Below are 21,665 nucleotides of genomic sequence, written 5' to 3'. Positions count from 1 at the left end.
CCGAAACGCTCAGGGCCGCGATCTCGCGGCCCTGAGTGGGTGGCTCCGACTGCTGGGCTCGAACCAGCGACCCACGGATTAACAGTCCGTTGCTCTACCAACTGAGCTAAGTCGGAATGATCTCCCCAGGACCTCGCGGACCAGGGGCGCAGCTGTTTATCGAAAGCCACACCCAGCGTCAAGCCGAAATCCCCGGCGCAAGGCTCGGCGGAAAATTCTCGGAGGGTCGAAGAACGCTCTTGACTCCTGCCTGGCACCTGACTTACTTTCCGCCTCCCCCGAAGCGCGGGAGTAGCTCAGTTGGTAGAGCGCAACCTTGCCAAGGTTGATGTCGCGAGTTCGAGTCTCGTCTCCCGCTCACAAGTCTGAAGGCCCAGCCTCTCACCCGAGAGTCCGGGCCTTCAGCATTTGTGGCGCCTCCACCGCTGCTGGCTCCTGCGATGGCACCGCAGTATGTGACCCAGCACAAGGCCGCGAGAGGGGCCCCATGCGCCTGTTTGGAATAGCTTGCCGCTTGCGCAGTTTCTGCAAACCGCCTAGCCTCCACGCTCGGGATCTTCCGTGGCCGCCCTGCGCACCCTCATCCGCTGCTTGTTCGCGCTGTTCCTGTGGATCGGCGTCAGCGGTGCCGCGTCCGTGCCAGCCGCGCCGGCGTCGGTTCAGGGCGGGCACGACGGCGGACGCGGCGGCGCATCGGCCCGTCAGACCGACTTGCACAACCGCCTGCTCGACCTCCTCGGCGTCGGGATCTGCGGCGACGACGAGAGCGACGAGGACAACATCCTCTGCGGCGGCGACCTGCTCGCCGACCTCGTCAGCGATCCCGCGTTGCTGTTGATGTCGCGGGGCACCTGTTCGCGCCTGCTCGAGCAGCTCTACAACCGCCAGGTCTGCGACCCGCACCGGGAAGACTGCGGACAGATGCACCACGGTGTGCCACCTCCGCCGATCGGGCCCGAACTGCTGATCTCCGCCGCCGGCGGCCTCGCGGCGCAGCGCAACGCTGCCCTCGTTTCGCTCGCGACCGCGGTCCGGGTCGTACGCCCGCGCGACGGCCCTGCGCCGCGTTCCCACCACAGCCAGCCGATCCCGCCGCCCCCCCGCGCCGTCCTCGCGTAACGGCTCCGGGACGCAGGTCCGGGTCGCGCCTTCGCGACCGCGACCACCGCCCCGGAGAGGCGCAGGCGACTTCCGCCTGTACGTCCGGTCCCACCGGATCCCTGTTCGAGACGGTCCGACATGCGCTCTACAATTTTGGCCTCCTCCCTGTTCGGGCTCACCCTGACAGGCTGCGCGGCGACCCCCAGCGAACCCCACGCGGACGCCCACGGCGACCCCCAGACCCCGACGGCCCCGCCCGTCTCCGAGCGGCGCCACAAGGTCCCGCTCGGCCCCGACGACCACCCCCAGGGCGGCGCCCTGCCGCTGGTGACGGTCGTCGTCTACTCCGACTACGCCTGCCCGCCCTGCGCCCGCACCTCGAAGGTGCTGGAGCACCTGCTCGAGGACTACGGCGACGATCTCCGGGTCGTCTTCCGCAGCCTCACCGTCCCGGGCTTCGCCGACGGCGAGCGGGCCGCGGAGGCCGCCCTCGCCGCTGGCGCGCAGGGCCAGTTCTGGGCCATGCACCGCCGCCTCTTCAGCGAGCCGCGCTTCGACCGGGTCACCCTCAAGGCCCACGCCGAGGCGCTCGGCCTCGACGTGCCGCGCTTCCTCGACGACCTCGAGCTCGGGGCCTTTAGCGCCCTGCGGGCGCAGCACCGGCGGCAGGCGATCAGCCTCGGGATCTACTTCGGTCCGGTCGCGCTGGTGAACGGTCGCCCGGTGATCGGCTACCGCGACGAGGCCGCCTGGCACGAGCTGCTCGACGAGGAGATCCTCGCCGCGCGCACCCGCATGCAGGCGGGCACGCCCCGCGCCGACCTCTACGCGACCTTTCAGGCCGACGCCGGCACCGGCCCGATCGACCTCGACGACGAGCAGGCCGAGATGCGCCGCCAGCTGGCCGAACGCTTCCCGGTCGACATCAACGAATTGCCCGCCGACTTCGTCCGCGCCGAGGCCGGTCGCCGCTACCCCGTCGACCTCCTCGGCGCCCCCAGCATCGGCCCCGCCGACGCCCCCGTCACGCTCGTCGTCTTCGTCGACTTCGCCTGTCCCCACTGCCGCCGCGCGGCCGAGGCCCTCCGCCTCCTCCCCGCGCGCTACCCGAACGACCTGCGGGTCGTGTTCCGCCACCTCCCCTTGCCGGCGCACCGCAGCGCCGAGGGGGCCGCCCGCGCGGCGATCGCAGCCGAGGCCCAGGGCCAGTTCTGGCCGTTCTGCCAGCGCCTCCTCACCCTGGAGCGGCCGAGCCTCGGCCGCGACACCTTCCTCGCGATCGCCCGCGACCTGGGCCTCGATGAGGCCCGCTTCCTCGCCGACCTCGACGGCCCGGGCGCCGCCGCCCGCGTCCGCGAGGACATGTTGCACGCACGCCGGCTCGGCCTCGACAGCACGCCCGCGTTCTTCCTCAACGGCCGCTACATCAGCGGCTACCGCGACATCGACGCCCTCGCGGCCGACATCGACGTCGAGCTCTCCATCACCAAGAAACTGCAGGCCGAGGGCATCCCCCGAGCCGAGCTCATCACCACGCTGCTGGCTCGCGAAGGTAGCCCGCTGCCGAACCCTGAAGCCTCGAACTGAAGAGAACACCAAGCATGAAAAGCATCAGCCTCCCCGTATTCCTGGTCACCGCCCTGGCCCTGACCACCTCCTCCCTGACCGGGTGCACCGGCAACCGCGGCGGCAAGAAGGCCGAAGAGACCGCCGAGGCCGCGGCCCCGGGCGCCACCGGCAAGCTCATCACCATGGAAGAGGTCGATGACTCGCTGACCGCCAAGGTCCAGGGCGAACGCTTCCGCGTCACCTACGGCGACAAGGACGCCTACACCGGCGCCGAGGATCCCCTCGTCACCATCGTCGAGTTCTCGGACTACCAGTGCCCGTTCTGCTCGAAGTTCACCGACATGCTGCACGAGGTCGTCAAGGACCCCGCCTACGCCAAGGACGTGCGCATCGTCTTCAAGCAGTTCCCGCTGCCGATGCACAAGGACGCCCAGATGGGCTCCGAGGCCTCGCTGGCCGCCGGCGAGCAGGGCAAGTTCTGGGAGATGCATGACATCCTCTTCAAGAACCAGAAGGCGATGACCCGCGCTGACGTCGAGAAGTACGCCGAGGAGCTCAAGCTCGACATGGCGAAGTTCAAGGACGCCCTGGACAAGAAGACCTTCGCCGGCAAGGTCACCGCCGACCTCGACATGGGCAAGCAGTTCGGCGTGCGCGGCACCCCGAGCTTCTTCATCAACGGCAAGTGGCAGCGCGGCGCGCCGCGGGCGATCGAGGGCCTGAAGAAGCTCATCGACGAGGAGAAGGCCGCCGCCGAGCAGCTGATCAAGGACGGCAGCAAGCGCGAGGAGGTGTACGCGCGCATCATGAAGGCCGCCAAGGACAAGCGGGTCGAGCCGCCGCAGGAGAACAAGCCGCGCCCCGGCCAGCCCGACGCCGCCGTCAACTACGCGGTCCCGGCCGACGGTCGCCCGGCGTTCGGCCCGGCCGACGCGCTGGTCACGATCATCGAGTACTCGGACTTCCAGTGCCCGTTCTGCAGCCGCGTCGGCCCGACGATGAAGCAGATCAAGGAGACCTACCCGAAGGACGTGCGCATCGTCTTCCGTCAGCTCCCGCTCGGCTTCCACGACCGCGCCAAGCCGGCCGCCAAGGCCGCGCTGGCCGCCGCGCAGCAGGGCAAGTTCTGGGAGATGCACGACGCCCTCTTCGCCAACCAGAAGGCGCTCGACGACAAGTCGCTCGAGACCTACGCCTCGCAGATCGCCGGCATCAACATCGATCAGTGGAAGAAGGACCTCGCCGACCCCAAGCTCGACGTCATGATCAAGGAGGACGAGACCATCGCCGCCAAGTTCGGCGCCAACGGCACCCCGGCCTTCTTCGTCAACGGCCGCTTCCTCTCGGGCGCCCAGCCCTTCGAGGAGTTCGACGCCCTGATCAAGGAGGAGAAGGTCAAGGCCGAGAAGTTCCTCGCCGAGAAGAAGCCGGCCAAGGACAAGCTCTACGAGGAGATGATCAAGGGCTTCGAGACCGAGCTCAAGGTCCCGCCGCCGCCGCCGCCCGCCGACTTCAAGCGCCGCGACGTCATCACCAAGGGCCTCGCCGGCAAGGGCAACCTCAAGAACCCGAAGATCACGATCGTCGAGTGCTCGGACTTCGACTGCCCGTTCTGCAAGCGCGGCGCCGACACCGTGGCCCAGATCGTCAAGGAGTACGGCGACAAGGTCGCGGTCTACTTCCGCAACTACCCGCTGCCGATGCACAAGATGGCCGAGCCGGCCCACCGCGCCGCGATCGCGGCCCAGAACCAGAACAAGTTCTGGGAGATGCATGACCTGCTGTTCGCCGACAAGGCCAAGCGCTCCGACGACGACTTCAAGGGCTACGCCAAGCAGCTCGGCCTCGACATGGTGAAGTTCGAGCGCGACTACGCCGACGCCGGCACTGCCAAGCGCGTCCAGGACGACATGGCCGAGTGCACCAAGATGGAGGTCCGCGGCGCCCCCGGCTTCCTCATCAACGGCCGCCTCATGAGCGGCGCCCAGCCCTTCGAGCGCTTCAAGGGCGTGTTCGAGGAGGAGCTCGCGGGCGGCTTCGAGGCGACCCAGAAGGCCGCCGCCAAGGCCGGCGCCAAGCCTGCAGGAGCCGCTGCTCCGCCCGCAGGCGCGGCCGGCAAGCAGGCCCCGGGCGCCAACGTCCCGCTCCCCGCCGGCGCGAAGTGAGGCGCTAGTCCACCCACGCGCCGTCCGGCCCGCTCGCAGCCCGGGCCGGCGGCGCGACATCTCTGGAGCGCCCCGGGCGCTCCGCTTGTGCTGCGACAATTTCCCAGGTACCCAGGGGCACCCCGATGAGCGACGCAAAACCCGAAACCTCGAACTCCAGGCGCTCGGCGGCCTCCATCGCAATCGCGGTGCTCGGCTTCGCGGCCACTCTCGGCGTCGGCTTCTACGCGGGCCAGTGGATCAAGGAGACCTGGTTCGTCCCGGCCGCCGATCTCGAGGAGGGCGTCCGCTTCCGTGCCGATCTCCGCGGCGACGAGCCCCAGATCGGCCCGAACGACGCGCTGGTGACGATCGTCGAGTGGTCGGACTTTCAGTGCCCGTACTGCGCCCGGGTCTCGGCCCCGCTCAAGGAGGCGATCGCCGACTACCCCGGCGACGTGCGCGTCATCTTCAAGCACTTCCCGCTCGCCGGGCACGCGCAGGCCTCCCCGGCCGCGCGCGCCGGCTGGGCCGCGCATCAGCAGGGCAAGTTCTGGGAGATGCACGACCTGATGTTCGCCAACCAGCGCGCCCTGCTGGACGCCGACTTCAGCAAGTACGCCGAGCAGCTCGGCCTCGACGTCGCCCGCTTCGACAAGGACCGCGCCAGCAGCGAGGCCAACACCGCCGTCGACTCGGATCACAAGTCCGGCAGCAAGGCCGGCCTCAGCGGCACGCCCTACTTCCTCGTCAACGGCCACAACTACAACGGCGCGCTCCCGGCCAAGCAGTGGCGGCAGATCATCGACTACGAGCTCAAGGCCGTGAAGGCGCTGCAGGACAAGGGCATCGCCCGCGACCAGATCTACGCCGAGCTCATGAAGGACGCCAAGGCGACCCGCGGCGGCGGTGGCGGGGCCCAGGGCCCGGCCAAGCGCCGCCCCGGCGAGCCCGACCCGGCCAAGACCTACAAGGTCCCGCTCGACGCCCGCCCGCAGCACGGCCCCGACGACGCCCTCGTCACCATCGTCGAGTTCTCCGACTTCCAGTGCCCGTTCTGCAGCAAGGTCAACCCGGCGCTCGAGCAGGTCAAGAAGACCTACGCCGGCGACCTCCGCCTGGTGTTTCGCCAGCGCCCGCTGCCGATGCACCCGGCCGCCCGTGACGGCGCCATGGCGGCCCTCGCCGCCCACCGCCAGGGCAAGTTCTTCGAGTTCCACGACAAGCTGTTCGCCAACCCCAGCGACATGACGAGGCCCACCTTCGTCGCCTACGCGACGGAGCTCGGCCTCGACACCGCGATGTTCGAGCTCGACCTCGAGTCCGCCGAGCACGCGCAGATGATCAAGGACGACGAGGCCGTCGCCAACAAGCTCGGCGCCCGCGGCACCCCGGCCTTCTTCGTCAACGGCCGCTTCCTCTCCGGCGCCCAGCCCTTCGAGTCCTTCGCCGCCCTCATCGACGAGGAGAAGGCCAAGGCGCAGAAGCTGGTCGACGCGGGCACCCCGCGCGGGCAGGTCTACGACAAGATCATGGCGGACGCCGAGGAGAAGCCCGGCGCCTGACATGCCAGACCCCGCCGACATCCCCGACGACGCCGACGGCCCCAGCGTTGGCCCGGGCTCAGTAACTGGCCTCGGCATCGTCGCCCACCTCGGCTTTATCGCGGTCGGCAGCCTGCTCGTCTTCGTGTTCGCGGCCTCGCTGCTGCCCGCCCTGCGCGCGCAGGGCGAGGCCCCGTGCCGCTCGCTCGAGCCCGAACCGCGCGCCGTCGCGGCGCCGGCCTTCAGCGTGCAGGACCTCGCCGGTCAGCCGGTGGCGCTCGCCGACTTCGCCGGCAAGTTCGTGATCGTCAACTTCTGGGCCACCTGGTGCGAGCCCTGCATCCGCGAGTGGCCGCAGCTCGACCGCCTCGCCGAGCGCTTCGCCGGCCGCGACGAGGTCGTGATCCTGGCGATCAGCATGGACAGCGACCCCGCGCTCATCGCCCCCTTCCTGCAGCGCATGAGCCTGGCCGACACCCGCGTCCGCGTCCTGTGGGACCCACAGCAGGCGGTGCAGAAGCAGTTTGGCACCGAGAAGCTGCCTGACACCTACTTCATCGACCGCGCCGGCCAGATCGTCCACGCCTTCATCAACGTGCGCGACTGGGGCCGCCCCGCGGCCTACCAGTGCGTCGAGTCGATGCTCGCCCGCTGAGCCGTCGCATCGCCGGGCTCATGGCGCCGGCTTGGCCTCGAGCTCGCCGATCGTCTTGCCCAGCGCCTCGCGCAGGCACTCGTTGCAGTCCTCGCTGTTGAAGATGCCGCAGCCCTTGCGCGGCGTCTTGCTCAGCGCCCGCAGGCCCGCCAGCGCCCGCGGGTCGCCGGCCTCGGCCATCTTCTTGATCACCGTCCGCTTGCCCTCGCAGCTGCTGGTCTTGTCCAGCCACGCCAGGTTGCGGGCGAACAGCGGCACCGCGTCCTGCGGCGCGTGGGCCAGCACCGCGTCGGCCGCGGCCTTGCGCACGCGCCGGTCGTCGCTCGTCAGCAGGGTCTGGACCTGGACCGCGATCGCCTCCGGGATCGCCTCACCGGGCTGTCTCACGGGACCTGTCGGATCGGCCATGTCCTTCGGGACAGGCGGAGCCCCGCCGTCCGCGGTGACGCCCGGCACCGCCGACTTCGCGTCCGGCTCCGTGAAGGGCTCGCTGCGCGCGGCGACGATCAACGTCACCACCAGCAAGGCCGCGAACAGCCCGCCGGCGAGGTACAGCGGCGCCCGTTGCTGGGCCTTCGCCGGGATCGCCGGTGGCCTCGCGGAGGGCTGCTGGATCAGCGTGCCGTGCGACATGCGGCGCAGCGCGTCGCGGACCTGCCGCGCCGATTCGGGCCGCCGCTTCGGGTTGCGGTCGAGCATCAGGTCGACCAGCGCGCTGAGCTCCGGCGGCAGGTTGGCGACCACGCTGGCCAGCGGCGGCGCCGGCCCGGCCAGCTGCGCGGTGAACAGGTCCGACACCGTCGGCCCGTCCCACAGCACCCGCCCGGCCATGCACTCCCACAGGATCACGCCGAGCGCGTAGATGTCGACGCTGAAGTCGACCTTCTCGCCCATCGCCTGCTCCGGCGCCATGTAGCCCGGCGTGCCGATCACCGCGCCCATGCGCGTGAGGTCGGTGGTCGGCAGGCCCGTGGTCTGGGTGACCCGGGCGATGCCGAAGTCGAGGACCTTGGCGAGGAAGCTGCCGTCGTCGCGCGGCTCGAGCAGGATGTTGTCGGGCTTCAGGTCGCGGTGCACGATGCCGATCGCGTGCGCGGCCGCCAGCGCGTCGGCGATCTGGGCCCCGACCTCGCAGGCCTGCCGCCACGCCATGACGCCCGCGCTGCGGTGGCTCTCGAGGCTGCGGCCGCGGACCAGCTGGGTCACCAGGTAGGCCCCGCCGTCGGGCAGGGTGCCGTAGTCGAGGGCGCTGGCGACGTTCGGGTGGTCGAGCTGCGCGGTCGCCATCGCCTCGCGCGTGAAGCGGGCCGCGATCTCCTCGTTGCCCGCGAACTCGGCCCGGATCACCTTGAGCGCGACCTGCTTGCGCAGGCTCAGGTGCTCGGCGATGTACACCGCACCCATCCCGCCCTCGCCGAGCAGCTCGCGGATCTGGTAGCGGCCGTCGAGCACCTGGCCGATCCACGGCGGGCTGTTCCCTTCCGGGGTGGTGGGCGCGGAGGTCACGGGTCGGCGGCAGTATACGCGTCCGCGGCGGGCCGGCTCAATGGGGCGCGGCGGGCCGCGGACGCGGCTTTGGCAGCCGGCCGAAGATCGCCGCCGCCGACTTGAAGCGGACCTGCGCCGCGACCTGCTTGCGGCGCCAGCGGAGCACCCAGGGCGTGAGCACGAGCCCGTGGAGGAAGCCGCCGAGGTGCGAGAACCACGCGAACTGGATCGCGTCCGAGAAGAAGGCCATCACGGCCTGGAAGCCGATCCACACCCCGAGGTAGACCCACGCTGGGATCTTCACCTGAATGTAGATGAACGGGATCGTCTGCAGCAGCCGGGCCCGCGGGAAGATCCACAGGTACGCCGCGGTCACCCCGGCGATCGCACCCGAGGCCCCGATCACCGGCGCCGCGGTGGCCCGCGAGAGCAGCAGCTGCAGCACCCCGCCGACCAGCGCCCCGCCGACGAACAGCAGCAGGAAGCGGCGCCGCCCGAACAGGTGCTCGACGTTGTCGCCGAACACGTAGAGGAAGTAGAGGTTGCCGAGCAGGTGGAACCAGTCGGCGTGGAAGAACGCGTGGGTGAACAGCGTGTACGCGTGGATCGGCTCGCGTACGACCTGGCCGGCGACCATCGCCCACTCGCGGGCGAACAGCACGCCCTCGACCGAGAGGATGTACATGCCGACGAGCAGCGCGCACAGGCCGTACACCGCCCACGGGGTCCCGCGCGCCGGGTTCTCGACCTCGATCGGCAGGTGTGTCAGCAGCTGCGCCGCCCAGATCAGGCCGCGCCGCGCCAGCTGCACCGCCTGGTCCTCCTGGCCCTCGCGGGTGCTCGAGCGGGCCAGCGCGTGGCGCTCGTAGCCGTCGAGCCACAGCCCCTTGCAGCGCGGGCAGCGGTCGATCGGCGTGCGCAGCAGCCCCGGCAGCAGGTGCTCCATCATGAAGCCGTGCCCGCGCGGGCACATGCGATTCGCCGACTGTCCGACCAGCGTCTTGAGGAAGGCCGGGTCGATCTCCGCGTCGCCGAGCGCGTCGATCTCACCGGCGTCGAGCCACACCCCGAAGCACACCGGGCAGGTGTCGAGCGTCATCCCGCCGGCCACCGGCTGCGGCGTCTGCCGCCAGTGATGCGGCCGGTCCGATCGCAGGTGCACCGGCACCAGCGCGTGCAGGCTGCACGCCGGGCACTGGGCCGAGAGCGCCGCCGACTCCGCGCTGCTGGGGCTCGCCGGGGCGCTCACGCGGTCAGGGTAAACCAGAAGCACTCATGCGTGCCGACGCAACCACGCGAGCACCTGAGGCGCCAGCCCGGGCGGGGCCTCGGGCCCGGCGAGGCCCAGGCGCAGCGACCCGGGGAAGCCGACGTGGCCCCCGCGATCGATCCAGCAGTGGGTGACGATCGGCGGCAGGCCAGCCACGTGCGGCGCGATGGTGGCCGCCGGGATCATCGGGTCAGCCGTGGCAGACACGATCAGCGCCGGCACCTGGACCTGTGCGAGCCGCGGCCCGACGCTGCACGAGCTGTGATAGTCGCCGACGCTGACGAAGCCGAAGCGCGGGACCACGGCCAGGCGGTCCCAGCCGCGGATCGTCGTCAGCCGGCGGATGCTGGCCATCGGCGTCGGCACCGGGCGTCGGCGCGCGACCTCGGCGTAGATCTCCTTGAGCCCGTCCAGCACGTGGCGGCAGTAGAAGGCCGCCCGCGGGTGGTCGATCGCCGCGCAGCTGGCCGCGAGGTCGAGCGGCGCGCACACGCTGGCCACCGCCCGCAGCCGGTGGTCGCTCGGCCGCAGCGCGTGACACAGCGTCACGTGGCCGCCGAGCGAGAAGCCGAGCACGTACAGGTGCTCGTACGCCGCGAGGGCAGGGGAGGCCAGCGCCGCCTCGAGGTCCGCGGTGAGGGCCGCGTGATAGAAGTCGTCGCCCTCGCGATCGGCGCCGCGCAAGGCCAGGCGCAGGCAGTCGAGCCCCGAGTCGACCGCCGCCTGCGCCGCGCGCACGACGTAGTGGCTGTCGATCGCCCCCCCGAGCCCGTGGACCAGCACGCACAGCGCCCGGCTCGGCGTGGCCGATCGGTGCAGGACCCCGCGCAAACGCAGCGCGCCCAGCCGCGGGTCCTGCAGCGTCGTCGACCACGGCTCGCCCGGCGGCGGCGCCAGGGGCCTGGCCCGGTGTCGCAGGTTCGGTCCGAGGGTCCACAGGTGCCCGGAGAGCGTCACGCGAGGCGACATAGCACGCCGTGCCGTCGACATGCGAGCTTCCACACGGGTCTCGCGCTCCCACGCCTCGCTGCGACCCCCGGTCGCCGCGGCATTGACCCCTTCGAGGCCGCGGGCTAGCTTCGCGGCCCGTGGCGAACAAGCCGAGCAAGGATTGGGAGGGCCCGAGCCTGCGCACCGTCCTGGTGAGCCTCAGCGCCGTCGCCGTGTTCATGGGCGTGTTCGCCTACTACCGCTACGTCACCTCCGAGAAGGCGATCATGGCTGGCATGGCCGAGCTCGAGCAGCGCGGCGGCGGGCTCGACAGCGAGGGCTGCGTCGACCTCGTCCTCGACTGGCACAAGCGCTGCGAGGCGCTCAACTCGATGTGCAACGACGCCGTGAAGATCGCCATGTATCACTGCCTCGAGGCCAGCGACCGCAGCGTCGACTGCGGCAAGCTGAAGCCCGACGTCGTGTCCAAGGGCCAGTGGGTGTTCGGCGTCTGCAAGGAGCGCGGCACCGCCTGTCGCCTGCGCAAGCAGTGCCCCTGCGCCGACGCCTACCGCGCCCTCGACAGCTTCTGTCGCACCGATCAACAGGCCGTGCAGCTGTGAACGAGGTGAGCGCATGACCACGCCCGGCCGCCTCCTCCGCGATCTCCTGACCCTGACCAAGCCCAGCGTCACCCGCATGTGCGCCCTGACGGCCGCGGGCGCCGCCTGGATGGCCCTGCGCAGCGCCGACAGCCCCTTCTCACCCGAGACCCCCGCCGACGGCTGGTGCTCGCCCGGCTTCGCCGTCGCCTTCGCCGGCGTGATCGGGGCCAGCCTGGCCGTCGCCGGCGCCAGCGCGCTCAACATGTGGCTCGAGCGGGCCAAGGACCCGCTGATGGCCCGCACCCGGGCCCGCCCGCTGGCGCTCCCGGAGGCCTCGCGCCGCCTGTCCTCGGGGACAGCTCTCGGCTTCGCCGTCGGCCTGTGCCTGCTCTCCCTCGCGGTCCTGTGGCACTACACCAACCCGCTCACGGCGATCCTCGCCGCCTGGGCGATCGTCGGCTACGCGCTGGTCTACACCCCGCTCAAGTACCGCACCCCGCTGGCCCTGGTCATCGGCGCCGTGCCCGGGGCCGCCCCGCCGCTGCTCGGCTGGACGGCGGTCACCGGCGACATCGACCCCGGCGGCCTGGCCTTGTTCGCGATCCTGTTCGTGTGGCAGATGCCGCACTTCCTCGCGATCACCCTGTTTCGCCAGGCAGACTTCGCCCGCGCCGGGATCCAGTGCGTGCCGGTCGTGCGCGGCGAGTTCATCACCTGCGTTCAGGCGGTCCTGTGGTCGGCCCTGCTGGTGCCGATCTCCCTGCTGCCCACAGTGATCGGCCTCACCGGTTGGCTGTACGCCAGCCTCGCCCTCGCGCTCAGCCTGGCGTTCTTCGCGTGTGCGTGCACCGGCCTGCGCGGCTTCTCGTCTGCCACCGCGAGCATCCGCTGGGCCCGCCGCTTCTTCTTCGCCTCGCTCCTCTACCTGCCGGCCCTGATCGCCGCGCTGGTCGTCGACGTGCTGGTGCCCTGATGCGCCCGGACAGCCTCATCCCCGAGCCGCCCGAGGAGCGCGGCGGCTGGTTCCGCCGCGCCTTCGTGCGCCGCCCCTGGCACATCTCGGCGCTGTTCCTGCTCATCCTCATCACCGCCAGCCGGCCCTTCACGCGCCACATCCCCGAGGCCCCGGAGGTGCTGCTGCAGCTCCCCGACTTCGCCCTCGTCGACCAGGACGGCCAGCCCTTCACCCTCGCCAGCATGCGCGGCAAGGTCTGGGTCGCCGGCTTCATCTTCACCACTTGCCCGAGCGTGTGCCCCAAGATCTCGCGGGCGATGCTCGAGCTGCAGCAGCGCTACGCTCGCAACGGCGACGAGATTGAGCTCGTCAGCTTCTCCGTCGACCCCGAGAACGACACCCCCGAGGTGCTGCGCCGCTACGCCGAGAACCTCGGCGCCGACCTCTCGCGCTGGCACTTCGTCACCGGCGACCGGACCGCGATGGAGGCCCTCATCGTCGGCGGCTTCAAGACCTCCATCGACCGCAAACCGCTCGGCGGCGGCACCACGATCGACATGTACGACATCGCGCACGCCGAGAAGCTGGTCCTGGTCGACGACACCGGCGGGGTCCGTGGCCTCTACGCCGTGCGCAAGCCGAAGGGCGCCCCCGACGAGCCGCTGCCCATGGGCGTCTACGCCAGCCCCGAGGCCATCGCCCTCGGTCTCGACGTGCTGTCCCAGGACGAGCTCTACCACCGCTCGACCCACGTCCTCCGCGACCTGCACACCCGCCATAGTGGCTGCAATCGCTGACCCGATGTTCGAGCACCGCGACCACGGATCTCCCGCAAATACTGCCCGCAAATTCTGCCACTCGGCCGCGATGAACGTCATCCTCAGAACGCTCGCAAGGGGTCTCGGACTGGGCTCGCTCGCCCTGTCTCTCGGGACAGCCTGCGAATCTGGACCGCCGCCCTTCACGGGCCCGCGCACGCTGCGACGCGCCGGCGAGGCCCCGATCGAGGCCCCCGCCGACCAGCTCAACCACGGCCAGAAGCTCTTCAATCGCTACTGCGCCTCCTGCCACGGCTATGAGGGCGGCGGCGATGGCCCAGCCGCCCGCAAGCTCGACCCCCGCCCGCGCGACTTCCGGGCCGCACCCTTCCTATATCTCGCGACCGGGGACGGCACCCTCCCGTCCGACGCCGACCTCAAGGGAACCATCCGCAACGGCGTGGTCAGCCGCGGCATGCCGGCCTGGAAGGGCATGCAGGACGCCGACCTCGACGCTCTGGTGAGTTACATCAAGACCTTCTCCCCGCGCTGGCAGCTCGACCCGCCGCCGAGCCCTGACCGCTGACACACCTGTTCATGCGGACAGGCGTCCCGCGGGACCCCACGGCGCCTCGCAAGAGATCCCTCGACCATGCCTGCGCGCACGTCCAGCGAAACCCCGCAGCACGGCCCGCCGACACCGACCGAGACCACCTGTGCCCCGGATGCCGGCCAGCCGGTCCCAAACGTCCGGTCATCTGCGGCTCAGGGCGCCGACTTTGCCGGCTCACGCCTCGCCCACCGCTGCTCGCCAGTGTTGCGTACCTGGCCACAGTGCTGTTAGGGTGCGCGCCGAAACAAGGGTCCTGGACGTATTTCGCCGCTTTGCTCAAAGCCAACGAGAAACGCCATGTGCGGGGGGTCAGCGAGTCCCCGGTGGGCCTTTTAAAAAGAGGGTGAACTTCAAGTGCCGGCCATTTTTCCCCGCTGGACCAACAAGATTCCGCTCGCCATCGGCGTGCTCGCGCCTCTGGCCCTCGCCGGAGCTGTGGGCGGTATCTGGTACTACTTCTCGCCGAAGTTTACCGACGCAGGCTACCGCCCGCGTCAGCCGGTGCCGTTCAGCCACAAGCTGCACGCCGGCGACATGGGCATGGACTGTCGCTACTGCCACAACACGGTGGAGCGAGCCGCCCACGCCGCGATCCCGCCGGCGCAGACCTGCATGAACTGTCACTCGCTGGTCAAGACCGAGAGCCCGAAGCTCAAGCTGGTGCGCGACAGCTACACCACCGATGAGCCGATCCCCTGGGTCCGCGTCCACCAGCTCCCGGACTACGCCTTCTTCGACCACCGGCCGCACCTCGCCGCCGGCGTCGGCTGCTCGAGCTGTCACGGCCGTATCGACCAGATGACCATCGTCGAGATGGACCAGCCGCTGTCGATGGGCTGGTGCCTCGACTGTCACCGCGACCCGGAGCCGAGCCTGCGTCCGCGCGACCAGATCACCAACATGCTCTGGGACCCGGCGGTCGACGGCAAGAACTACGACGCCGCGAAGGATCCGTCTCGCACGCGCCAGGTCAACCCGCCGGAGCACTGCTCGGGGTGCCACCGCTAGCCCGCAGGGTTTTTCAGCATGACCAAGCCCACCGAATCCCTGAAGAACTACTGGCGCAGCCTCGGCGACCACGACGGCACCCACGCCGCGCCGGCCGACGAGTTCCCTGGCGCCGAGACTGCCGCGACCACAGCGACCACCGAGTCATTGCTCCCGGCCGCCAAGCTCGCCAGGCGCAAGTTCACCGGCCTGCTCGGCGCCTCGACGGCGCTCGCGGGGCTCACCACCACCGGCTGCCTGCGCAAGCCGGTCGAGCACATCCTCCCGCTCGCCAAGCGCCCCGAGGACATGATCCCCGGCCAGGCGATCTACTACGCGACCGCGATCCAGGTCGGCCACAGCGTCCTCGGCCTGCTCGTCGAGTCGCAGGACGGCCGCCCCACCAAGATCGAGGGCAACCCGCGCCACTCCAGCTCGAACGGCCGCGGCGACCTGTGGGCCCAGGGCTCGGTGCTCTCCCTCTACGACCCCGACCGCTGCCGCGTCCCGCACAAGCTCGGCGCCGACGGCAAGCACAGCGCCAGCGACTGGGACACCGTCACCGAGGAACTCGGCGCGACCCTCAAGGAGCTCCGCCAGAGTCAGGGCGAGGGCCTCGCCCTGGTGCTCCCCACCATCGTCTCACCGAGCTACCGCGACACCCTCAAGACCTTCAAAGAGAAGCTCGCCAAGGCCCGCATCTTCACCGATGACGCCGCCGCCGCCAGCAACGCCGTCGCCGGCGCCGAGCTGCTCGCCGGCCCCGGCTCGCGCGCGACCTACCACCTCGGCAGCGCCAAGCTGATCGCCGCCTTCGACGCCGACTTCCTCGGCACCGAACTCGACCACGTCCGCCTCGCCGGCGAGTACGCCGACGGCCGCAAGGTCTCGGGCCCCGAGGACGCCGGCGACATGAGCCGCCTCTACAGCGTCGAGCCGCACTTCACCATCACCGGCGCGCAGGCGGACCACCGCCTGCGGGTCCGCGGCAGCCAGGTCAGCGGCCTGCTCGCCGCCCTCAGCAACGAGCTGTTCGGCAAGCTCGGCCTGCGCCTCCCGCCCGGCGGCGAGGGCCTCACCGCCGCCCTGCCAAAGCCCGAGCTCAGCCCCGAGCAAGACAAGTTCATCGTCGCTCTGGCCAAGGACCTGAACGCCGCCAAGGCGGCCCGCCGCCCGAGCGCCATCCTCGTCGGTGAGCGCCAGCCCGCGTGGGCCCACGCCCTCGGCGTGCTCATCAACTACGCGCTCGGCAACGGCGGCAACACCGTCCGCCTGCGCAACGACGACTCCGCGATCGCCGGCGAGCCGCTCACCGCCCTGGCCGCCGGCCTCGGCGACGGCTCGATCAAGCAGGTCATCTGCCTCGACTCGAACCCCGCCTACGACGCCCCCGGCGAGCTCGGCCTCGCCGAGGCGCTCAAGGGCAAGGTCCTGGTCCACCTCGGTACCCACGTCGACGAGACCGGCCAGCTCGCCCAGTGGTGCCTGCCCGGCTCGCACTACCTCGAGTCCTGGGGCGACCTCGAGGCCGCCGACTCCACCGTCTCGATCGTCCAGCCGCTCATCGCCCCGCTGCACAACAGCAAGTCGGCGCTCGAGCTCCTGGCCTGGATCGCCAGCGACGCCCAGATCGACGGCTACAGCCTGGTCCAGGGCTACTGGCGCACCGTCCTCGGGCCGATGTACTCCGACCGCGTGTGGCGCCGCTGGCTGCACGACGGCGTGGTCCAGGGCATCCCGCGGGCCGGCATCACCCCGAGCCCCCGCGACGTCACCAGCCTCATCAGCGCCCTCGCCAAGGTCGAGGCCGACGCCGGCAAGTTCGAGGTCAACTTCCACCTCGACCCCAAGCTGGCCGACGGCCGCTACGCCAACAACGGCTGGCTGCAGGAGGCCCCGCACCCGATGACCAAGCTGACGTGGGACAACGCCGCCTACATCAGCATCGCCACCGCCCGCAAGCTCGGCGTCGAGAACTGCGACCTGCTCAGCATCACCGTCGGCGGCCGCAACCTGGTCGCCCCGGTGTGGATCGCCCCCGGCCAGGCCGACGACACCGTCTCGCTCACCCTCGGCTACGGCCGCCGCAACCTCGGCGCCGTCGCCAACGGCGCGGGCGTCGACGCCTACAGCCTGCAGGCCGCCAGCAACCCCTGGTTTGTCAGCGGCGCCGATGTCGTCAAGTTCGGCGGCCGCCGCCTGATCTACTCGACGCAGGACCACGGCTCGCTCGACCCCGCCGTCGACCCCTCCTCGCCCAAGGACGACGCCGTCGGCATCAACCCCGGCCGCGGCTATCCGTCGCGCCCGATCGTCCGCGAGACCACCGTCGAGGGCTTCAAGAAGGACCCCGACTTCTCCCAGAAGGGCGACCTCATCGCCAAGGAGAACCTCCGCTCGCTGTGGGACCACAACGTCCACCCCGACCTCGGCGCCCCCAAGCTGACCGGCGCGCAGCAGTGGGGCATGGTCATCGACCTCAACTCCTGCACCGGCTGCACCGCCTGCACGGTCGCCTGCCAGGCCGAGAACAACATCCCGGTGGTCGGCCGCAAGGAGGTCGGGAACGGCCGCGAGCTGCACTGGATCCGCCTCGACCGCTACTACAGCGGCGCCAAGGAGGACCCCGCCGCCGTGGTCCAGCCGATGCTGTGCCAGCACTGTGAGACGGCCCCCTGCGAGAACGTGTGCCCCGTCCAGGCCACCTCGCACAGCCCCGAGGGCCTCAACGACATGACCTACAACCGCTGCATCGGCACCCGCTACTGCGCGAACAACTGCCCGTACAAGGTCCGGCGCTTCAACTTCTTCAATTACAACAAGGACGCCGTCAACGACCACGAGCTGGTCCGCATGCAGAAGAATCCCGATGTGACGGTCCGCTTCCGCGGCGTCATCGAGAAGTGCTCGTACTGCGTGCAGCGCATCCAGGAGGCCAAGATCCAGGCCCACAGCGCCGGCGAGGAGCTGGTCAAGGAGGGCGCCATCGTCGTCGCTTGCCAGCAAGTCTGTCCGTCCGGCGCCATCGCCTTCGGCGACATCGCCGACCCGAACTCCAAGGTCGCGAAGGCCCGCCTCAGCAAGCGCAACTACGGCGTCCTCACCGACCTCAACACCCGGCCGCGCACCACCTACCTCGCGCGCGTCCGCAACCCCAATCCGGAGCTCGTGTAAACCGCCATGGCTACCGCGTATCACGACGAGCTCGACCCCCTCCTCGGCCGCAAGAACCTGGTCGAGGGCGGCGTCAGCTACCACGACATCACCGAGGCCGTCGCCACGCCCATCGAGGTGCCGAACAGCCGCTGGTGGATCGCCTTCCTGATCTCGCTGTCCATGCTCGGCGTGCTGGGCATCGCGCTCGGCTACCTGTTCTGGATGGGCACCGGCATCTGGGGCCTCAACAACCCCATCGCGTGGGGCTGGGCGATCGTCAACTTCGTGTTCTGGGTCGGCATCGGCCACGCCGGAACCCTGATCTCCGCCGTCTTGTTCCTGTTCCGCCAGAAGTGGCGCACCTCGATCAACCGCGCCTCGGAGGCGATGACCATCTTCGCGGTCATCTGCGCCCTCCTGTTCCCGACGGTCCACGCCGGCCGCCCCTGGGTCCTCTACTGGTCGCTGCCGCTGCCCAACCAGATGAGCATGTGGCCGAACTTCCGCAGCCCGCTGCTGTGGGACGTGTTCGCGGTCTCGACCTACTTCACGGTCTCGCTGCTGTTCTGGTACGTCGGCCTCATCCCCGACCTGGCGACCATGCGCGACCGGGCCAAGACCCCGATGCGCCGCTTCGCCTACGGCCTGTTCGCCCTCGGCTGGCGCGGCTCGACCCGCCACTGGCTGCACTACGAGAAGGCCTACCTGATCTTCGCGGGCCTGGCGACGCCGCTGGTGCTCTCCGTGCACACGGTCGTGTCCTTCGACTTCGCCGTGTCGCAGCTGCCCGGCTGGCACACCACCATCTTCCCGCCCTACTTCGTCGCCGGCGCCATCTTCTCCGGCTTCGCCATGGTGCTCACCCTGCTGGTGCCGCTGCGGGCCTGGTTCAAGCTCGGGCACCTGATCACCATCAAGCACCTCGAGAACATGGCGAAGATCATCCTGCTGACCGGCACGATGGTCGGCTACGCCTACGCGATGGAGTTCTTCATCGCCTGGTACTCGGGCAACCCCTACGAGAGCTACGCCTTCACCAACCGCCTCTTCGGCGACTACTGGTGGGCCTACTGGACCATGGTCAGCTGCAACGTCATCACCCCGCAGTTCATCTGGTTCAAGGCCATCCGCCGCAGCCCCCTCGCCCTGTTCGTCCTCTCCATCTTCGTCAACATCGGCATGTGGTTCGAGCGCTTCGTCATCACGGTGACCTCGCTCCACCACGACTTCCTGCCCTCGAGCTGGGACTACTACTCCCCGACGGTGTGGGACGTGGCGACCCTGCTCGGCAGCTTCGGCCTGTTCTTCACCCTGTTCTGCATCTTCGTCCGCTTCCTCCCGATGCTCGCCATCGCCGAGGTCAAGAGCGTCCTGCCGCAGGCCGACCCGCACTACCACGCCCCCCATCACGCCCCCACCTCCGGGAAGGAGCACCACTAAGCCATGAGTAAGCCGTCCAAGAAGAAGGTCTACGGCCTGCTCGCCGAGTACGACTCGGCCGCGGGGGTCTTCCACGCCTGCGAGCAGGTGCGCGACGCCGGGTACTCCGCCTGGGACTCGCACACCCCCTTCGCGGTCCACAACCTCGACAAGGCGATGGGCCTCAAGCCCTCGGTCCTCCCCTGGATCGTGTTCGCCATGGGCATGACCGGGGCCATCTCCGCCATCACGCTGCAGTGGTGGACCTCGGCGGTCGACTACCCGATCATCATCGCCGGTAAGCCCTACTTCAGCTGGCAGGCCTTCGTGCCCGTCACCTTCGAGCTCGGCGTGCTGCTCTCGGCCTTCGGCGCCGTGTTCGGCATGCTGGGGCTGAACCGCCTGCCCATGTGGTACCACTCGCTGTTCAACTCCGAACGCTTCCACCGCTTCAGCGATGACAAGTTCTTCATCGCCATCGAGGCCCGCGACCCCAAGTACGACCCCGAGCGCACCCGCAAGCTGCTCGAGGCCTCGGGCGCCGCTCACGTCGAGGAGGTCGAGGACTAAGATGTCGCGCTCCACCGCAACCACCTTCCTCGTCCTCTCGCTCGCTGGCTGTGTCGCTGGCGTGGCCGGCTGTCAGGGCAACCGCTCCGAGGAGCCGCCGGTCCACCTCATCCAGAACATGGACTTCCAGAGCCGCTACGACGCCCAGGAGGAGAACCCCTTCTTCCAGCCCGTCGACTGCGCCAACGCCCTCAACCACGATTGCAAGGGCCGCGCGGCCCGGGCCCCGGTGCCGGGCACCGTCGCCGTCGGCTTCCTCAAGGACGACGACGAGCTCCACCGCGGCCGCGGCGCCGACGGCCGCCTGTTCGACCGCCTGCCGAGCAGCATCCCGCTGACCCCGGCGCTGCTCGACCGCGGCCAGCAGCGCTACAACATCTACTGCCAGCCCTGTCACGACGAGAGCGGCGGCGGCAAGGGCATCGCCACCCTGCGCGGCGGCGGCTTCAAGGTCCAGCCCGCCAACCTCCAAGATCCGCGCCTGCGGGCCATGCCGCTGGCCTACTTCTACGACGTGATCGTGAACGGCAAGGGCACCATGCTCTCCTACGCCGCCCAGATCCCGGTCAAGGACCGCTGGGCGATCGCCGCGTGGGTGCGCACCCTGCAGGCCGCCCGCACCCCCTCGGAGGGCAAGTAGCCATGAGCTCCCACAACGACACCGTGACGATCGCCCCCGAGGCCGTGCATCTGGCCAAGGGCTCGGTCTGGCGCCTCCTCCCGATCCTCGGCGTGGTGCTCGCGGCCGCCGGCTTGGGCGGCGCCTTCGCCCTCCGCGGCGAGCACCACCACGAGTTCTGGTTCGCCTACCTCGTCGCCTGGTACACCTTCCTCGCCATCGGCCTCGGCGGCCTTTTCTTCGTCATCATCCAGCACCTCGTGCGCGCCGGCTGGTCGATCGCCGTGCGCCGCCTGGCCGAGAACGTCGCCATCACCCTCCCGGTGCTGTGCCTCGTCGGCCTCCCGGTCGTGCTGTTCGGCATGCACGACCTCTACCACTGGACCGACACCGCGGCGGTCGACGCCGACTTCATGCTGTCGAACAAGAAGGGCTACCTCAACGAGGGCTTCTTCCAGATCCGCGTCGGCGTTTACTTCGTCATCTGGTCGCTGCTCTCGCTGCTGTTCTACCGCTGGTCGACCACCGGCGACGACGACGCCGAGCGAGCCGCGCGCAACGCCGACACCGCCCGCGGCTTCGCGGCGCCGGCCCTGTTCCTGTTCGCCCTGTCGCTGACCTTCGCGGCCTTCGACTTCCTGATGTCGCTCGACCCGCACTGGTTCTCGACCATGTTCGGCGTCTACTACTTCGCCGGCTGCTGCCTGTCGATCCACGCGTTCCTGACGCTGGTCTCGATCTTCCTGCGCAAGTCAGGCTACCTGAAGGGCGTCGTCACCGACGAGCACTACCACGACCTCGGCAAGTACATGTTCGGGTTCACGGTCTTCTACAGCTACATCGCCTTCAGCCAGTACTTCCTGATCTGGTACGCCAACATCCCGGAAGAGACCATCTGGTTCGGCTACCGCATCGCCGACGACTTCCTGCCGCTGACCTACCTGCTCTGCCTCGGCCGCTTCCCGATCCCGTTCTTCTTCATGCTGCCCCGGGCGGTCAAGCGCAACGCCTGGACCCTCGGCATCATCGCCAGCTGGATCCTGTTCATGGAGTTCGTCGACATGTACTGGGTCATCCAGCCGGTGCTCGCCCACCACCACGCGATGGCGTCCGGCGACCACCACATGACGATGCACCTCGGACCGCTCGACGCCCTGACCCTGGTCGGCGTGCTCGGCGTGTTCCTGGCCGCGTTCGGCTGGGCCCTCGGTCGCAAGGCCCTCATCCCCGTCAAGGACCCGCGCATCGCCGAGTCCATCAAGTTCGAGAACTTCTGAGGAGG

18 protein-coding genes and 2 tRNA genes are annotated in these 21,665 nt (G+C 69.9%); 16 read left to right on the top strand and 4 right to left on the bottom strand.

Annotated features, from left to right (window positions below):
• Positions 1–40: 40 nt before the first annotated feature.
• Positions 41–116 (bottom strand) — tRNA-Asn (locus IPJ59_RS32405).
• Positions 117–285: 169 nt separating this feature from the next.
• Between IPJ59_RS32405 and IPJ59_RS32400 the strand changes: the two genes are divergently transcribed.
• The 6 genes from IPJ59_RS32400 (at position 286) to IPJ59_RS32375 (ending at position 7,013) form a co-directional block, all read left to right on the top strand.
• A tRNA-Gly gene (locus IPJ59_RS32400) sits at positions 286–358 on the top strand.
• Between the two features lie 203 nt (positions 359–561).
• The gene (locus IPJ59_RS32395) at positions 562–1,119 is read left to right on the top strand and encodes a hypothetical protein (protein ID WP_293261872.1); all 558 of its coding nucleotides are present in this window, start codon (positions 562–564) and stop codon (positions 1,117–1,119) included.
• A 120-nt stretch (positions 1,120–1,239) separates the two neighbouring features.
• Positions 1,240–2,688: a DsbA family protein gene (locus IPJ59_RS32390; protein ID WP_293275078.1), complete on the top strand. Its 1,449-nt coding sequence runs from the start codon at positions 1,240–1,242 to the stop codon at positions 2,686–2,688.
• Between the two features lie 14 nt (positions 2,689–2,702).
• Complete coding sequence (locus tag IPJ59_RS32385; protein WP_293275076.1) at positions 2,703–4,835, top strand: DsbA family protein; 2,133 nt, start codon at positions 2,703–2,705, stop codon at positions 4,833–4,835.
• A 125-nt stretch (positions 4,836–4,960) separates the two neighbouring features.
• On the top strand, positions 4,961–6,379 hold the full coding sequence (locus IPJ59_RS32380; RefSeq protein WP_293275074.1) for a DsbA family protein: 1,419 nt from the start codon (positions 4,961–4,963) through the stop codon (positions 6,377–6,379).
• Between the two features lies 1 nt (position 6,380).
• Positions 6,381–7,013 (top strand): peroxiredoxin family protein, encoded by a 633-nt coding sequence (locus tag IPJ59_RS32375; RefSeq protein ID WP_293261861.1) that lies wholly within the window; start codon positions 6,381–6,383, stop codon positions 7,011–7,013.
• 18 nt (positions 7,014–7,031) lie between these two features.
• On the opposite strand, the gene IPJ59_RS32370 is transcribed toward IPJ59_RS32375, so the two are convergent.
• Genes IPJ59_RS32370 through IPJ59_RS32360 form a run of 3 tightly spaced genes read right to left on the bottom strand, consistent with a single transcriptional unit; the run spans position 7,032 to position 10,728 of the window.
• Positions 7,032–8,519 (bottom strand): serine/threonine protein kinase, encoded by a 1,488-nt coding sequence (locus IPJ59_RS32370; RefSeq protein ID WP_293275072.1) that lies wholly within the window; start codon positions 8,517–8,519, stop codon positions 7,032–7,034.
• Between the two features lie 37 nt (positions 8,520–8,556).
• Positions 8,557–9,750, bottom strand: coding sequence for a rhomboid family intramembrane serine protease (locus tag IPJ59_RS32365; RefSeq protein ID WP_293261855.1), 1,194 nt, complete (start codon positions 9,748–9,750; stop codon positions 8,557–8,559).
• Positions 9,751–9,774: 24 nt separating this feature from the next.
• The gene (locus tag IPJ59_RS32360; RefSeq protein ID WP_293275071.1) at positions 9,775–10,728 is read right to left on the bottom strand and encodes an alpha/beta fold hydrolase; all 954 of its coding nucleotides are present in this window, start codon (positions 10,726–10,728) and stop codon (positions 9,775–9,777) included.
• Between the two features lie 131 nt (positions 10,729–10,859).
• On the opposite strand from IPJ59_RS32360, the gene IPJ59_RS32355 reads away from it, so the two are divergent.
• The 10 genes from IPJ59_RS32355 to IPJ59_RS32310 all read left to right on the top strand — a co-directional run bounded on the left by IPJ59_RS32355 (position 10,860) and on the right by IPJ59_RS32310 (position 21,660).
• On the top strand, positions 10,860–11,324 hold the full coding sequence (locus tag IPJ59_RS32355) for a hypothetical protein (protein WP_293261849.1): 465 nt from the start codon (positions 10,860–10,862) through the stop codon (positions 11,322–11,324).
• Between the two features lie 13 nt (positions 11,325–11,337).
• Positions 11,338–12,279, top strand: a complete 942-nt coding sequence (gene cyoE, locus IPJ59_RS32350; protein ID WP_293275069.1) for a heme o synthase — start codon at positions 11,338–11,340, stop codon at positions 12,277–12,279.
• Positions 12,279–13,058 (top strand): SCO family protein, encoded by a 780-nt coding sequence (locus IPJ59_RS32345; RefSeq protein WP_293275067.1) that lies wholly within the window; start codon positions 12,279–12,281, stop codon positions 13,056–13,058. The genes cyoE and IPJ59_RS32345 overlap by 1 nt, the downstream gene beginning before the upstream one ends.
• A 70-nt stretch (positions 13,059–13,128) precedes the next feature.
• On the top strand, positions 13,129–13,605 hold the full coding sequence (locus IPJ59_RS32340; protein ID WP_293275065.1) for a c-type cytochrome: 477 nt from the start codon (positions 13,129–13,131) through the stop codon (positions 13,603–13,605).
• Positions 13,606–13,986: 381 nt separating this feature from the next.
• Positions 13,987–14,640 (top strand): cytochrome c3 family protein, encoded by a 654-nt coding sequence (locus IPJ59_RS32335; RefSeq protein ID WP_293275063.1) that lies wholly within the window; start codon positions 13,987–13,989, stop codon positions 14,638–14,640.
• An 18-nt stretch (positions 14,641–14,658) separates the two neighbouring features.
• The gene (locus tag IPJ59_RS32330) at positions 14,659–17,793 is read left to right on the top strand and encodes a 4Fe-4S dicluster domain-containing protein (RefSeq protein ID WP_293275062.1); all 3,135 of its coding nucleotides are present in this window, start codon (positions 14,659–14,661) and stop codon (positions 17,791–17,793) included.
• Between the two features lie 6 nt (positions 17,794–17,799).
• Positions 17,800–19,215, top strand: a complete 1,416-nt coding sequence (gene nrfD / locus IPJ59_RS32325; RefSeq protein WP_293275060.1) for an NrfD/PsrC family molybdoenzyme membrane anchor subunit — start codon at positions 17,800–17,802, stop codon at positions 19,213–19,215.
• A gap of 3 nt (positions 19,216–19,218) precedes the next feature.
• Positions 19,219–19,764 carry a DUF3341 domain-containing protein gene (locus IPJ59_RS32320; protein WP_293261824.1) on the top strand — a complete coding sequence of 182 codons (546 nt, stop codon included), beginning with the start codon at positions 19,219–19,221 and terminating at the stop codon, positions 19,762–19,764.
• Position 19,765: 1 nt separating this feature from the next.
• Complete coding sequence (locus IPJ59_RS32315; protein ID WP_293275058.1) at positions 19,766–20,404, top strand: c-type cytochrome; 639 nt, start codon at positions 19,766–19,768, stop codon at positions 20,402–20,404.
• Between the two features lie 2 nt (positions 20,405–20,406).
• The gene (locus tag IPJ59_RS32310) at positions 20,407–21,660 is read left to right on the top strand and encodes a hypothetical protein (protein ID WP_293275056.1); all 1,254 of its coding nucleotides are present in this window, start codon (positions 20,407–20,409) and stop codon (positions 21,658–21,660) included.
• Positions 21,661–21,665 lie beyond the last annotated feature (5 nt).

It is taken from the genome of Nannocystis sp. (genome assembly GCF_016714285.1).
Taxonomy (GTDB): Bacteria; Myxococcota_A; Polyangia; order Nannocystales; family Nannocystaceae; genus Nannocystis.
The sequence above is the reverse complement of the archived record's forward strand: the minus strand, read 5'-3'. Positions and strand labels throughout refer to the sequence as shown.